We start from the raw sequence: 14148 nt of genomic DNA on the forward strand, positions 1-14148 counted from the left end.
AGTTCCTCCCTTTGGGGAGCTCTCTTTTTAAGTGCCTGAATAGTCCGGTTCATAATGGGTCCTATGGACTTGCCAATGTTGCCCGTCGCTTTCGGCAGTGATCGCGCCGCAGCGATCGGTTCGTAAGACCTCTGCGCCTGCATCGTGCCAAGCTTGCTGAACCTCTGGACTCGGATGCCCATAACGGTTTTTTCCTACGGAAATGACTGCTAGGGCTGGTTGACCTGTAGATTGCAAAAAATCTGGCTTTAAATTGTGTCGACTGCCGTGGTGCGGGACTTTTACAATGTCGGCTTTTAGGCTTTGGGAAGATGTCTCTGCAGCGGCCACCATGGCTTGTTGTCCTTCGTTCTCTATATCACCGGTAAGCAAAACCCGGCATTGACCGTGCTGCAGAAGCAGAACTAGTGATGAATCATTCGTATTTTGAGGCTTACGTTCCAAGCCAGGGTGTAAAACATCTAGCTGCACCGACGGATCGGGGCTAATGTCACTGTCTAACGGTGGTGTTTCGAGGACAGGGATATTTTTTACTGAAGCGAGTTGAAGAAGCGCGTCGTATTTTTCGGATGGTTCTGGCGGGGTAGATAGGACAAGTTGCTTGACAGGATAGTTTTGCAGAATATAAAAGACCCCGCCTATGTGATCTTGATCAGCATGGGTGACGACAAATGTATCGATATTGGTGATTCCTTTTCGATTAAGCAGTGGCGCCAGCATCTTCTCCCCTGGATCGTAAGGTTTGCTTTGCTGGGCATGTTCTGAAGAAGGGTGAAATTCTGGCGGCCCTGGCACATCGATGATCACCCTTTTGCCTCCCGGCGTCTGAATCAAGATGCAGTCTCCCTGACCCACGTCGAGAAAGGTCACTTGCAGTGCTGGAGGGAAGAGAAGTCGATAGAGGAAAAAGAGAGTCGCAAGGAATGTCGTGACGGGGAGCGTCAAAGTTTGAATTCGGACAGACACCTTGGGGCTCAAGTGGCCGAGGGCAAATTCCCGTACCAGGATAAGCAGGAGGTAGAATGCGAGGAGAAGTAAGGGAGGCGGGGTGGCGATCGTCAAGGCTGCACCGGGCAGCGTAGATAAATGATGTAGCACTGTAGTCAGCAGTTCCACTGAGAGGCCGGAAAAGACGACGAGCGCCTTGGCACCGCCGATCCAGACCGGTAGAAAGAAGAAGGCGGCAAAACCTAAAATAGTGACCAAGGCGATGATCATCCCTGCGAATAAGTTGGCTAAGAGGCCCGATAGAGAGAGTATATTGAAGTAATAGACGGTGAGTGGACCTACAGCCAGTAGAGCTGCAAGCGAGAGGAACAAGGCCTCGACAGAAAGTTTTTTCAGTGCACTCCAGAACCGTGCCCCGGAACGATTGCCCGGATCGGAATTGGGGATGAACCCTTGAAAGATCGGCAAGAGGTAGAGGATACCCCATGTTGCGCCAAAGGACAGTTGAAATCCGGGATCGGCCAGCATGAGAGGATTGACGATGAGGATGGGCAGAGCTGCAGCGGCCATGAGGGTGAATGGTTCCACCCGTCGCTGAACGCCGTAGGCTAGCAAGCTGCCGCAAGCCATGAGAATGGCTCGCTGCACCGAAGGGGGAAAGCCGGTCATCATTCCGTAAAAGACGATTACCAGCATGGTAACAGCGATGCTCGGCCAGAGGGGGAATTTCCAGCGCTTGCCGCCGCGCAGGAGGAGCAAGAGGGTGCTTGTGATGACCGCCACGTTTGAACCGGAGACAGCAAAGGCGTGAGCCACGCCGGTAATTCGAAAAGCTTCCTGGTCTTCCTCAGAAAGTCCCCCTTGTCCGCCAAATATGATCCCGGCGATGATTCCGGCTGTGTCCGATGGCAAGGTGGAAGCTAAGATTCTCTCCATCGTTTGCCGCCAGTCGTAAGCTAACCTGTGCATTGTATCGATGAGACCGTGATGAATCCCTTCGGGAGATGGAGCGAAACGAATCTGATTCGGTTGTGTGGTAAAAATCTCAACGGCGATGCCTTGCCTCCATAGATAAGCTTGATAGTCGAAGTCACCAGGATTGCGACGAGGAGAAGGAGCTTGTACCTGTCCAGTAACTTGGAGATCGTCCGCTGGTTTCACTTCAAAAGGTAAGGCCTTTCCTCGGTGCTTTACCCTCACGGTTTCTTTGTCGTCCAGCAGGAGGTCGAAGACGAAGGAATCTTCTCCGTTGGTCACGATGCTTTCAACTTTGCCTGTTAAGGTAACCGTACCGCCGTTGTGCTTATATAAACTGGATACAGGTTGAGAAGCCATGTACGCGTAGAGCCAGCCGAGGGCGGTGACCATCAAGAACAGCGATAGTGTTAACATATTGTGCCAGTAGGTGTTGCGATGCTGAGAATAGGAGAAAGGGTCGCCGAAGAGATGCCTATCGGAAAATCGAAACACCAAAAGACCGGCGATGATCAAGCAGAGACCTAACTGAACCGTATCACCTTGCAAGGGATATCGGACGAGTTCCCGGTGATAGAGCCCAATCGCGATACCGAGCATGAACAAACATATAAAGACCACCAAGGGGCGCTTCATTACGACACCTCCAGTGGTCCATTTCTACAAATATCCATAAAAACCTTTATATTACGGACGTTGTTTGAGAATTTTTACCCATTTCAGAACTTAGGACTATTGAGAAATCAGTTGCATGACTCATATCAAAGTGATATCATTCAGGTATCAAGATGATATGGAGGGAATGGGATGACTGAGCGAAAAGCTTGGAAAGTTAATGGTTTTTTGGCTTTGCTGTTTTTTGTGTTGTTGTTTATTTCTTCAGGGTTACTCATCATTGCAGGGACAACTATCCTTGGGGTTTTCATTTTTGGGATATCTTTAATTCTCATCACGGGGATCAAAATTGTTCAACCCAATGAAGCGAAAGCGTTAACTTTTTTCGGGCAATACCTGGGAAGTGTCGGAGATAGCGGCATTTGGCTCACCATTCCTTTTACAGCCTGGAAGAAGGTATCTCTCAAGGTTCGTAATTTTAATAGCGCCAAGTTAAAGGTGAACGACGTCGAAGGGAACCCGATCGAAATCGCCGCTGTCGTTGTCTTTCGAGTAGTTGATACGGCAAAGGCTTTATTTGATGTAGATAATTACGAAAAATTTGTAGAGATTCAGGCAGAGACAGCGCTCCGTCACGTCGCCACCAAATACCCCTACGACAGTTTTGAAGGGAATGGCTCTTCTTTGCGAGGAAATACGGAAGAGATTGCCACTGAGATTGCCCGTGAGCTACAAGCGCGCCTTACCGTAGCGGGGGTAGAAGTGTTGGAAGCAAGGTTGACCCATCTTGCCTACGCAACAGAAATAGCCAGCGCAATGCTTCAACGCCAACAAGCATCGGCGATACTAGCTGCCCGGCAGAAGATTGTAGAAGGGGCAGTAGGTATGGCCCAAATGGCCATTGAGAAGCTGCAAGTTGAGGGGATTGTCGCACTTGATGAAGAACGAAAAGTAGCCATGATTAACAACTTGCTCGTCACCATTGTTTCTGACAGGTCGTCCCAACCTGTAATTAACACTGGCAGCCTCTATCAATAGGTGATGCAGGTGCCGCCCAAAAAAAGTTTTCCCCTCAGAATAGATCCGAACCTTTATCAGGCATTGGAAAAGTGGGCTGGAGATGAAATGAGAAGTGTAAATGCTCATATTGAATTTCTCTTGCGAGAGGCTGTGATAAAGGTGGGACGATTACCTAAAACAGATAAAAAGCATCTCACTGAGCAGAACTTATCTGACTAGATTAAAATGCTTATGTTTACACGTAAAAAACGCGCAATGTAGGGTTGCGCGTTTTTTACGTCGTCTGCAGGGTCTTTCTAAGGTGCAGATGATGTCCTTGTTTAAGCGAACTCGGTCATGTATACAGTCTTTGATACAAATCTAGCCAGTGATATCCCTCGGAATCTACGTTACAATCCCCGTTTAATCGAATTCCGTTGCGACACAAGAACCCCAAACAGTACTCCTCGGCGAGGATTCGCAAAAAGCGCATTCTTGTCGTCTTTTCCGATTGCAGTGCCCGGAGGTTAGACAGAAAATGAACACATTCTAACGTTCCACTCTCATAATAGCGGTGGCAAAGGCGCCAAAAACGCTGGGGGAAATATAACAAACCGAGCAAGACCGGGTACTCTTCCGGGAAGATCGGCGTGATCTCGTCGTAAGTTTCCAGGATAGCCCGGGCAAAGCCGAACCTCCAGCGGTGGCTTCGCAGCGTTCGGTCTAAAAGTCGGGCCAGGTCAACGAGGCGTATATCCCAACGGCAGTAATCGAAATCGATGATCTTAGCCTGTCCTTTGTAATCGAGTACAAAATTTCGCGCGGCCACATCCCGGTGGATGAAGGTACCCAACTTTTTCGCTCTCCGAGCGATAGCGCGGTATTGGGAATTTTCCAGGATGTTTAAAGCTGTTTCGGCCTGCAGGATCTGCTCATTCAAGAGAGGCAAAAGAGGAGACTTTTCCAGTTTTACTCGATACCGTCGTAAATCCTCTGTTCGACGAGAAAGGGTCCGGATCCACCGCTCCCAGTGAGGGCGACGATAGAGGTCAGGCGGTGTTTCCAGCCCCCGGCTGTACTGATGAAACTCGGCCAAAGTTGCCGTTGCTGCAAAGATATGCTCTCTTTCCCCGAAATCGCAAGGGATGTCGGCTACCCAATCGGTAAGAAAGTAGCGGTGGCCTCGGTAAAAGGCATAGTAGCTACCTTGCAACGTGGGCAGGAGTACCGGCGACTTGTTGAAGCCTTGCTGATTTAAGTGGGCCATGGCTAGGCAGATATACTGAAGTTTATCTTCTTCATAACATACTTTTTTTAAGCAAAGTGGCCCGAGATCGGTCTCCAATCGCCAGACCGGCGACAGACGCTGCGCTGAACGCAGGCGGTACCCGTATGTATGACGTAAAAAATCGGCCAGCTCCTCCAGGGTCAATTCTGTCATCAAGATTTTCCACCGCTCTTGCATTCGATGGTATTCCTTCTACAATATATGTTAAAGCGTGTCTGTGGGTTTGATGAAATGGAGGGTACCGATGGACTATTCCGGTATGAAAGCAACGATTCAACGGGACGTTTACGCTTCTGTTTATGTGATATTTGGTGATGAACCTTTTTTGATGCAAGAACTGCTGGACGAACTGCTGCGAAGCTTTACGGAAAAGCCTGGCGGGGAGTTTAACGTCGACCGCCTAGAAGGCGACCTTTCGGCAGAAAGCGTGGTAGAAATGGCTCAGGCTCCACCGTTTATGGCCGATCGGCGGTTGGTGATCGTTCGAGACTTTACCCTGTTGAAGGCGGGAAAAGGTTCAGAATCGACAGAAGGGGATAGTTCCCCCTCGAAAGGAAAAGGGGGAGCTGCCAAATCAAAAGGGGCCGAACCGGAAGTGCCGTTGACGAATTACTTGCAAAACCCGAGCCCGACGACCTGCCTCATTTTTTACTCACCTTCCGGTGTGGACAAGCGAAAACGCCTTTATAAGGCCATCGAGAAAACTGGACATACCGTTGAGATCAAAAAGCCAACGGGTGTCGAAGTCGAAGCCTGGGCTGCCCAGCGAGCCCGAACGATCGGACTGCCCTTTGAGCCGGAGGCCCTATCGATGCTCATCGAACGTACTGGCGAAGACATCGGGCAGATCGCCTTGGAAATGGACAAGCTCTATACTTTTTTAGGGGAACCAACGGCACAACGCCGAGTCACTCGGGAACGAGTTCGCCGTCTGGTGCCAGCGACACCGGAAGACAATATTTTCGCGATCGCCGACTCCTTGGGAGATCGGCGAATCGATCGGGCGTTGACGATTGCCCGAGACGTCATCCGCCAAGGGCAGCATCCCATCCCTTTGCTGTTCCTGATCTTGCGCCATGTTCGCCAACTGCTTCGCTTGAAAGAACTGATGGCAGCAGGTGTGCGTAAAAACGATTGGGGAAAGGAACTGAAGCTTCCGCTCGGTGTTATTCGCAAGCTCGAGAGCCAAGCGGGACGCTTTCAGACGGACGATTTATACCGCCTCTATCACCGACTGACAGAGGCCGATGTAGCCATCAAGACTGGTGCCGGTGAGGCAAAGCAGACATTGGAACTTTGTTTGCTCGCTTTCGGTAACGATAGGAAATGAAAAAAAGAGAGACCAGGATGGACCTGGTCTCTCTTGAGTAGCCATGAGCAAGTTTATGTTAAACAGCCTTGGCTTTGGAATTAAATCTTTTGGTGATGCGGGATTTTTTGCGGGAGGCCGTGTTCTTGTGAATCAGGCCTTTGGCAGAAGCTTTGTCTAGAGCTCGGACAGCCTTGGCAAGTGCAGCACGAGCATTGTCCATATTGGCGGAAGCCAGAGCTTCTTCAAAACGTTTCAAAGTCGTACGCAGGGCGGAACGAGCCGAAGCGTTTTTCAGGGTGCGCTCCCGAGCAATTTTAACTCGCTTCATCGCCGATTTGATATTGGGCATACTCTCACCTCCTTGCCACTCAACAAAGGATATTTTACCACGATGATCTTGCAGATGCAAGAAATAGTTTACCATTTCTATAGGACTATATCACGGTAAGTATGTTTTTCTTTCCTCCGGCGATACTACAAAGGAATCCTGTCAAAAAGGAGGAAGAGCGAACCGTGATAGGTTTAGTCGTCCGTTTTCTCGTCTCTGCCGTCGTACTGCTGGTGGCCAGCTGGTTTATTCCTGATTTCGTTGTTAACGGATTTACGGGTGCCGTCGTGGCCGCTTTGGTCATTGCTTTGCTTGGCTATGCCGTAGAAGCTCTATTTGGCGACCGCATCACCAATATGCACCGGGGAATCGTAGGCTTCCTCGTATCGGCGGCGGTCATCTGGGTGAGCCAGTTGCTGGTTCCAAACGCCATTAAAGTGGGCTTGTTTGGAGCTTTGTTGTCGGCCCTCGTCATCGGCATCGCCGATGCTGTCGTTCCGACGCCGCTCAGTCCAAAAGCGCTGCAAGGCAAGCGCTAAGAACTGCTTCGTTACCTGCAAAAAATTCATAGTTAAACGACCCCCGACATACCCATATATATTGGGAGAGAAGGGGGTTGTTTGCTTTGTTATTTAAGAGGACAAACCCATGGGGGCGCAGTCGACGCAGGCCCTTTTGGTTGGTCGTGCCTCTGTTGATTTTAGTCGTCGTAGGATGGCTTTGGCAAGGTGTACGCATCCATTCATCGGCTTGGGCCATCATTTCTCCTGGTGAGATCCTCAACATCGCTCTTCCACTGTTACGATTTAATTCTCCTTCAGTTCAACCGACAGGCACAGACAACCGTTCTGCTATCCCTGGAGAACCCTCACAACCATCGTCTTGGTTTGAGAATAAAAACGACTATCTGAATCGGATTCTGGAGGGCCAAATTCCCCTGCTTGGCGGCAGGGTCGATCCGACGGGAGGGACCTTAGCGGCGAAGACAGCGCCGAATCGGGGAAATGTGTCGGAAGTGGAAGGGGAAGATTATCCCGATGTGGATATTCCTCGTGAAGATCCTCGCGGAGAGGGAGCTACAGAACCGGATCATTCGACGGCATCGGGAGAAGTGATGCCTACCATTTTAATCTACCATACGCATAACGGTGAATCTTATGCTGCCTCAGGCGGCGAAGCCAGAAAAGAGGGACAAAACGGCGGCGTTTTCAACGTGGGGACTCGAATGACCGATCGTTTGGAACAATGGAAAGATAAATACGGTATTGCCGTAGAGCATTCGTCACGGATTCACGATGCACCATCGTACAATCTCGCCTATAACGAATCGAGAAAAACAGTCCTCGAGTTTTTACAGAAATATCCCAATCCCCTCGCTTTGATCGATCTCCACCGTGATGCCTTGCCCACGCGAGAAACCGTCACGATCAGTAACAAGACCGCCGCTAAAATACTGCTTGTGATAGGCACAGATCAGCGGGCACCCCATCCCCACTGGAAAGACAATCTGCGTTTTGCTGAAAAGATACAGAGCAAACTGGATGAGTTGTATCCCGGGTTGTGCAAGGGTGTCGTCACCAAGTCCGGTCGTTACCATCAACAGATGCATCCACGTGCCGTGCTGGTTGAAATTGGCAGCGATCAAAATTCTACGAAGGAAGCGGAGACGGCAGGGGATATGTTTGCCGTCGCCCTGATGGAGGTCCTTAAGGAGGAAAATCTGATAAAATGACCGGTTTGAGAAAAAAGGTTGCCAAAGCTAAAAATACTAATACAATAGGGAAGGGAAGTGGGACAACCGTTTCGTAAAGGAGAGTCGGGGAATGAACCAAAAACCGGAAGAAGGCCAAAAACCCGATGGCGGCGGCCAGCGAATTGCGAAAGCGGCCGGGTCGATCATGTTGGCGATGTTCATTTCCCGGATTTTGGGTTTTGTTCGTGAAGCGGTCATCGGGGCCAAATTTGGTCAGAACGGAGTGACCGATTCATATATTGCGGCCTTTGCACTGCCGGACTTTTTATATTTTCTCTTGGTGGGGGGCGCCCTTTCGACGGCTTTCATCCCTGTCTTTTCGTCTTATGTGGCGACAGACAAGGAGAGGGACGGCTGGGTAGTCGCGTCGACCTTTATCAATGCGATGATTTTGCTGTTGGGGATCGGGGTCATCTTCGGAGAAATCTTCACGCCCCAGTTGATTCCACTTGTTGCCTATGATTTCAAAGGTGAGACGCTAGAGCGGACGATCTTTTTAACACGAATCATGTTCCCATCGGTATTGTTCACGGGCTTGGCTGGGCTCGCGATGGGTGTCCTCAACTCATACCAGCATTTTCTCATGCCCTCTATCGGAGCGATTTTATATAACGCCGTCATCATCATCTGCGGATACTTTCTGTCGGATCGTTTTGGTATTGCCGCCTTCTCGATCGGTGTGGTGTTGGGAGCATTGACCAACTTTATCGTGCAGGTTCCCATGTTGATGAAAATCGGGCTTCGTTACCAGATGACCATGGATTTGAATCACCCTGGTGTGCGCCGGATCGCCAAGTTGATGATCCCGGCTCTTATCGGTCTATCTATCGGTCAAATCCAAGATATTGTGAACCAGAACCTGGCGTCGGCGCTGGAGCCCGGATCGATTACGGCGCTGCGATTTGCCAACCGACTCATGCAGCTTCCTTTGGGTGTATTTGCCATCGCCATTTCGGTGGCCATATTTCCGACGTTGACGAGCACAGCTGCTCGACGGGAATGGACAGATTTCCGGAAAAACCTCTCCTTAGGGTTGCGCACGGTAATTTATATCACCTTACCGGCCGCTGTCGGGATGACCGTCTTGCGGGTGCCTATTGTGCAAGTCCTCTTTGAGCGAGATAACTTCACCCATGAGGCCACCTTAGCGACGGCATCAGTGTTGCTCTTTTTCCTCTTGGGACTTTTTGCTCAAGGTGCGAACCAGATGTTGCCCCGGGTATTCTATGCGCTGCAAAAGCCGCAGATTCCAGTTCGAGTCAGTGCCATTGTGCTGGTGATCAACACAGCCGTGAGCCTGATTTTGATTCCTTACATGGGCGCCGAAGGTCTCGCCTTGGCCTTTTCCTTAAGTGCCTTCCTCGCCTATGGGCTTTTCTTAGTTCTCGCTCGAAAAGCCCTTCGATCCATCGATGGGAAGCATCTTCTGTTTTCGTTATTAAAGACCACTGCCGCCTCGGTCATCATGGGCGCTGTGATTTGGGTTATCTTGCGGTTTGCCCCTCTGGTCGTCGATCTCTCCACCAAGATAGGCCAAGTGAGCCTGCTCATCGTGACAGTCCTGGTCGGTGCTGTTGTCTATGGCGCGTCTACTATGGCGATGCGGATGGAAGAAGCTCAGATGGTCTCTCGTGCCTTTTTGAGTCGCTTTACCGGCCGGTAAATGGGCATTGTTCGCGCTATGTCTATCGGTTATAATACATTGGATATGTCTTTTTATTGGGCAAGGGAGGAACCAGATCTATGGGAATGGCACAAGCCAACATTCGCAATTTTTGCATTATCGCGCATATTGACCACGGCAAATCGACCCTTGCCGACCGCATCCTGGAGTACACTGGTGCCCTTACGGCACGGGAGATGGAAGACCAGGTGCTGGACTCCATGGATTTGGAGCGCGAGCGAGGAATCACAATCAAGCTACAGGCCGTTCGGTTGCAATATAAAGCAAAAGACGGACAAACTTACACATTGAATTTGATTGATACGCCCGGTCACGTAGACTTCACCTATGAAGTGTCCCGTTCCCTGGCCGCTTGTGAAGGGGCCTTACTGATCGTCGATGCGGCCCAAGGTATTGAAGCCCAAACGCTGGCCAACGTCTATTTGGCCTTAGAAAACGACTTAGAGATTATTCCGGTCATCAATAAGATCGATCTCCCGAGTGCTGAACCGGAACGAGTCAAGCAGGAGATCGAAGATGTCATCGGCCTCGATGCTTCTGACGCCGTTCTGGCTTCGGCCAAGTCCGGCATCGGGATTGAAGAAGTTCTCGAAGCGATTGTCAAAAAAATTCCGGCGCCAAAGGGCGAACCGGAAGAGCCGTTGCAATGCCTTATTTTTGACTCTTTCTATGATATCTATAAAGGCGCTATTTCCTATGTCCGTGTCGTTCAAGGAAGCGTGAAAAAGGGTTCGAAAATTCAGATGATGTCCACCGGTCGTACTTTTGAGGTGACTGAGGTCGGCGTCTTCGCGCCGGCGCCTCGCCAGGTACAAGAACTGTCCACTGGGGAAGTTGGTTTCATCGTCGCCTCCATCAAGAATGTGAAAGACACTCGCGTCGGCGATACGATCACGAACGCTGAACGCCCGGCGGCAGAACCGCTGGCTGGTTATCGCCAGGTGACCCCCATGGTCTATTGCGGTCTCTATCCTGTGGAAGGAGCTGACTATGAAGACCTGCGGGATGCCTTGGACAAACTCCGCCTGAACGACGCATCGCTAATCTACGAACCGGAAACATCCGTCGCCTTAGGTTTTGGCTTCCGTTGTGGTTTCTTAGGCCTTCTGCATATGGAGATCATTCAGGAGCGGTTGGAGCGGGAATTCGACCTGGATCTGATCACAACAGCACCGAACGTCATCTACCGGGTCAATCAGACGGACGGTGAAGTGGTTCTCGTCGACAACCCCACGAAACTGCCGCCGAACCAAAAGATCGAGTCTATTGAAGAACCTTATGTAAAAGCCTCAATTATGGTCCCTTCGGACTTCGTAGGTGCCGTGATGGAACTCTGCCAAGAGAAGCGGGGCCTCTTCACCAACATGGACTACATCACGAACCAGCGGGTCATGCTCGTCTACGAACTTCCTTTGGCGGAGATCATCTTCGATTTCTTTGATCAACTGAAATCGCGTACTAAAGGATATGCCTCCCTCGACTATGAACTGATCGGCTACCGTGTTTCCGAGTTGGTGAAACTGGACATTTTGCTGAATGGTGATTTGATTGACGCTTTCTCGATCATCGTTCACCGTGACCGGGCTTATCATCGCGGCCGGGCTTTGGCGGAAAAACTGCGCGACCTCATTCCGCGGCAGATGTTTGAAGTTCCCATTCAGGCAGTCATCGGCAACAAGGTTATTGCCCGGGAGACGATCAAAGCGATCCGCAAGAACGTCTTAGCTAAATGCTACGGCGGTGACATCTCGCGGAAACGGAAACTGCTGGAGAAACAAAAAGAAGGCAAAAAGCGCATGAAGCAGGTCGGCAGTGTCGAGATTCCCCAAGAAGCCTTCATGGCTGTACTCAGCATCGATCAGTAAATAATAACAGTAGGAATAGAATCATGCCAACTGTACAACCTCTCAAACAAGGATGGGGAGTCTATATCCATATCCCCTTTTGCCGGAGCAAATGCGCTTATTGCGATTTTTATTCCCACGGGGCGTCGGAACAAGAACGGCGGGAATACGCTCAGGCGGTCATACGTCATATCGCTGGGGAAGCCGACAAATGGGATGGGGCTCATGGTCCGACAACCGTCTTTTTTGGTGGTGGTACCCCTTCTCTACTTCCGCCGGAATCAGGAAGGGCTATCTTGAAGCAGATTCGGCATACCTTCGGTGACCATCTTTTATCGGAGGTTACCATCGAGGCAAATCCGGGGACGGTGACCGGCCCCGATTTGCTCCAGTGGGTGAGAGGAGGCTGCAACCGCCTCTCGCTGGGGGTACAAGCCTTTCAACCGCGCCTGCTGGCCTTTCTCGGCCGCAAACATTCCCTTGAGGATGTTCGAGGAGCCGTCACGGCAGCAAAGCAAGCGGGCCTGTCCAACGTGAACCTGGATTTGATTTATGGCATCCCCGGCCAGTCTATGGAGGACTGGCGGCTCTCTTTGGAATTGGCACTTGATCTAGAGCCGGCGCATCTTTCCTTATATAATCTCAAACCGGAAGCGGGAACACCTCTAGCCCTATGGCTAGAAAGAGGTTTAACGGGGGTTTGCCCGGAAGACCTGGAGGTGGAGATGTATGAGGAAGCCCGTCGGCTTCTCCATTTGGCAGGTTTTAGACAATATGAACTGTCCAACTTTGCCCGGCCCGGATGGGAATGCCGGCATAATCTAAACTATTGGCACCGTGGTGATTATCTGGGATTTGGCAGCAGTGCCGCCTCCGGTGTGGGGCTTCGCCGGTGGACCTGGGCGGCTGACAGTCGTCAGTATGTGAGGGCTCTCTCGTCAGGCTGTGACGTACCCATCGGAGACGACGAGATGCTTACACCGGTAGTCGCCGCAGAGGAAGCTGTCATGCTCGGTCTTCGGTTGACCAAGGGGGTAAACCTTCAGGAGGTCCTACGGCGATACGGCCTGGGAGAACGCCAGGGGTCTTGTTGGCATAAACTATCGACAATCCTCCATGGCAAAGGTTGGGTCGATTACGATGGTTCTCGGGTGAAGCTCATGCCGGAGTCCTATCTTGTCGCGAATGAAATCATGGAAAAATACCTAGGAGAAGAATCAGAGAATTGAGAGACAGGTGTCTTTTTCACTAGGGAGCCCAAGTATTGACAAGCGGCTTCCCCGGTGGTATTTTTTTATCGTAAGACCATTAGCACTCGTCGGTCATGAGTGCTAACAACGGGAGGTGCTTCGGGGATGCAGATGAACGATCGTAAGCAAAAGGTTCTTTGGGCCATTATTCATGACTACGTATCCACCGCTGAACCCGTTGGTTCCCGAACGATTGCTCGTAAGTACAATCTCGGTGTCAGTCCTGCCACGATTCGCAACGAAATGTCGGACCTAGAGGAGTTAGGGCTCATTGAACAACCCTATACATCGTCCGGCCGAATTCCCTCAGACTATGGTTACCGCTATTTTGTCGATTGCTTGATGGAACGGAAAGCCCTCGCCGCAGAAGAACTGCGCATCATGCAACAGACTATGTCTGACCGGCTGCAGGAAGTGGACTATCTGATGCAGCAGGCGAGCGCGATCATTTCACAATTGACCAACTATACGGCCGTCGTACTTGGTCCTCAAGTTGGTAAAACCACTTTTCAGCAGATCCAACTCATCCCGATCATGCCGACAAAAGCTGTAGCCGTCATTATCACCTCGGCCGGAGTCGTCGAGAGCAAGATTCTCGATATTCCCGAATCGCTAACGCCGGAGGATTTACAGCAAGTCTCCGCTGTGATCAATGAATCCTTGCGGGGATTGACCATGAATCAGGTGAGAGCTTCCCTCTGTCATGAACTGGCGGAAACGTTGAAAAAGCAGACACAGGTGTTGAGCCAGTCTTTGGAGATCATCGACGAGGCTTTGCATGCAGATAATGACGAACGAGTCTACCTGGGTGGAACATTGAACATCTTTAAACAACCTGAGTTTAAAGATGTAGATAAAATCCAAACGCTTCTGGGTATACTAGAGCAGCATCATACCGTTCGAGAATTGCTGCATCACACCCCGGAAAGGGGTGTAAACATCACCATCGGTACAGAAAACAAACATGAAGGTTTTCGCAACTGCAGCATGGTGACAGCGACCTATCATCTTGACGGTGAAGTGCTCGGTGTGATCGGTCTTGTGGGGCCGACTCGAATGGAGTATTCCCGATCGGTGGCGGTCATCGAAAGCTTGACGGAAAACCTATCTTTCGCTTTAAAAAGAATATTGAATCGATAGCGTTTTTGGGAA

12 protein-coding genes are annotated in these 14148 nt (G+C 50.7%); 9 read left to right on the forward strand and 3 right to left on the reverse strand.

Features of this window, described 5'->3' with window-relative positions:
• Positions 1-27: 27 nt before the first annotated feature.
• Complete coding sequence (locus tag GJ688_RS14175; RefSeq protein ID WP_155477214.1) at positions 28-2559, reverse strand: DNA internalization-related competence protein ComEC/Rec2; 2532 nt, start codon at positions 2557-2559, stop codon at positions 28-30.
• A 171-nt stretch (positions 2560-2730) separates the two neighbouring features.
• Here GJ688_RS14175 and GJ688_RS14180 point away from each other — a divergent pair, with 171 nt between their 5' ends.
• Both GJ688_RS14180 and GJ688_RS20760 read left to right on the forward strand, forming a co-directional pair.
• Positions 2731-3576: an SPFH domain-containing protein gene (locus tag GJ688_RS14180; RefSeq protein ID WP_155477215.1), complete on the forward strand. Its 846-nt coding sequence runs from the start codon at positions 2731-2733 to the stop codon at positions 3574-3576.
• A gap of 3 nt (positions 3577-3579) precedes the next feature.
• Positions 3580-3777 carry a hypothetical protein gene (locus GJ688_RS20760; RefSeq protein WP_235911000.1) on the forward strand — a complete coding sequence of 66 codons (198 nt, stop codon included), beginning with the start codon at positions 3580-3582 and terminating at the stop codon, positions 3775-3777.
• A 115-nt stretch (positions 3778-3892) separates the two neighbouring features.
• On the opposite strand, the gene GJ688_RS14185 is transcribed toward GJ688_RS20760, so the two are convergent.
• Complete coding sequence (locus GJ688_RS14185; RefSeq protein WP_155477216.1) at positions 3893-5002, reverse strand: CotS family spore coat protein; 1110 nt, start codon at positions 5000-5002, stop codon at positions 3893-3895.
• Positions 5003-5069: 67 nt separating this feature from the next.
• Between GJ688_RS14185 and holA the strand changes: the two genes are divergently transcribed.
• A complete protein-coding gene (gene holA / locus GJ688_RS14190) occupies positions 5070-6155 on the forward strand; it encodes a DNA polymerase III subunit delta (RefSeq protein WP_170292008.1) in 1086 nt (361 codons plus the stop codon).
• A gap of 58 nt (positions 6156-6213) precedes the next feature.
• On the opposite strand, the gene rpsT is transcribed toward holA, so the two are convergent.
• Entirely contained in the window at positions 6214-6486 is a 273-nt protein-coding gene (rpsT, locus tag GJ688_RS14195; protein WP_155477218.1) for a 30S ribosomal protein S20, read from the reverse strand.
• 164 nt (positions 6487-6650) lie between these two features.
• Between rpsT and GJ688_RS14200 the strand changes: the two genes are divergently transcribed.
• The 6 genes from GJ688_RS14200 (at position 6651) to hrcA (ending at position 14136) form a co-directional block, all read left to right on the forward strand.
• On the forward strand, positions 6651-7004 hold the full coding sequence (locus GJ688_RS14200) for a phage holin family protein (RefSeq protein WP_170292009.1): 354 nt from the start codon (positions 6651-6653) through the stop codon (positions 7002-7004).
• An 86-nt stretch (positions 7005-7090) separates the two neighbouring features.
• Complete coding sequence (gene spoIIP / locus GJ688_RS14205; protein WP_170292010.1) at positions 7091-8197, forward strand: stage II sporulation protein P; 1107 nt, start codon at positions 7091-7093, stop codon at positions 8195-8197.
• A 91-nt stretch (positions 8198-8288) separates the two neighbouring features.
• Positions 8289-9881 (forward strand): murein biosynthesis integral membrane protein MurJ, encoded by a 1593-nt coding sequence (gene murJ, locus GJ688_RS14210; protein WP_155477221.1) that lies wholly within the window; start codon positions 8289-8291, stop codon positions 9879-9881.
• An 80-nt stretch (positions 9882-9961) separates the two neighbouring features.
• Complete coding sequence (gene lepA / locus GJ688_RS14215) at positions 9962-11767, forward strand: translation elongation factor 4 (protein ID WP_155477222.1); 1806 nt, start codon at positions 9962-9964, stop codon at positions 11765-11767.
• Positions 11768-11790: 23 nt separating this feature from the next.
• A complete protein-coding gene (hemW, locus tag GJ688_RS14220; protein ID WP_155477223.1) occupies positions 11791-12975 on the forward strand; it encodes a radical SAM family heme chaperone HemW in 1185 nt (394 codons plus the stop codon).
• 126 nt (positions 12976-13101) lie between these two features.
• Entirely contained in the window at positions 13102-14136 is a 1035-nt protein-coding gene (gene hrcA, locus GJ688_RS14225; RefSeq protein ID WP_155477224.1) for a heat-inducible transcriptional repressor HrcA, read from the forward strand.
• Positions 14137-14148: the final 12 nt, after the last annotated feature.

Origin of the sequence: Heliobacterium mobile, from assembly GCF_009720735.1 — a bacterium.
GTDB classification, from domain to species: domain Bacteria; phylum Bacillota; class Desulfitobacteriia; order Heliobacteriales; family Heliobacteriaceae; genus Heliobacterium; species Heliobacterium mobile.

Coding starts and splice junctions, on each gene's coding strand:
- GJ688_RS14175 (WP_155477214.1), bottom strand. CDS start 2,559: ATGAAGCGCCCCTTGGTGGTCTTTATATGTTTGTTCATGCTCGGTATC.
- GJ688_RS14180 (WP_155477215.1), top strand. CDS start 2,731: ATGACTGAGCGAAAAGCTTGGAAAGTTAATGGTTTTTTGGCTTTGCTG.
- GJ688_RS20760 (WP_235911000.1), top strand. CDS start 3,580: ATGCAGGTGCCGCCCAAAAAAAGTTTTCCCCTCAGAATAGATCCGAAC.
- GJ688_RS14185 (WP_155477216.1), bottom strand. CDS start 5,002: ATGCAAGAGCGGTGGAAAATCTTGATGACAGAATTGACCCTGGAGGAG.
- holA (WP_170292008.1), top strand. CDS start 5,070: ATGGACTATTCCGGTATGAAAGCAACGATTCAACGGGACGTTTACGCT.
- rpsT (WP_155477218.1), bottom strand. CDS start 6,486: ATGCCCAATATCAAATCGGCGATGAAGCGAGTTAAAATTGCTCGGGAG.
- murJ (WP_155477221.1), top strand. CDS start 8,289: ATGAACCAAAAACCGGAAGAAGGCCAAAAACCCGATGGCGGCGGCCAG.
- lepA (WP_155477222.1), top strand. CDS start 9,962: ATGGGAATGGCACAAGCCAACATTCGCAATTTTTGCATTATCGCGCAT.
- hemW (WP_155477223.1), top strand. CDS start 11,791: ATGCCAACTGTACAACCTCTCAAACAAGGATGGGGAGTCTATATCCAT.
- hrcA (WP_155477224.1), top strand. CDS start 13,102: ATGCAGATGAACGATCGTAAGCAAAAGGTTCTTTGGGCCATTATTCAT.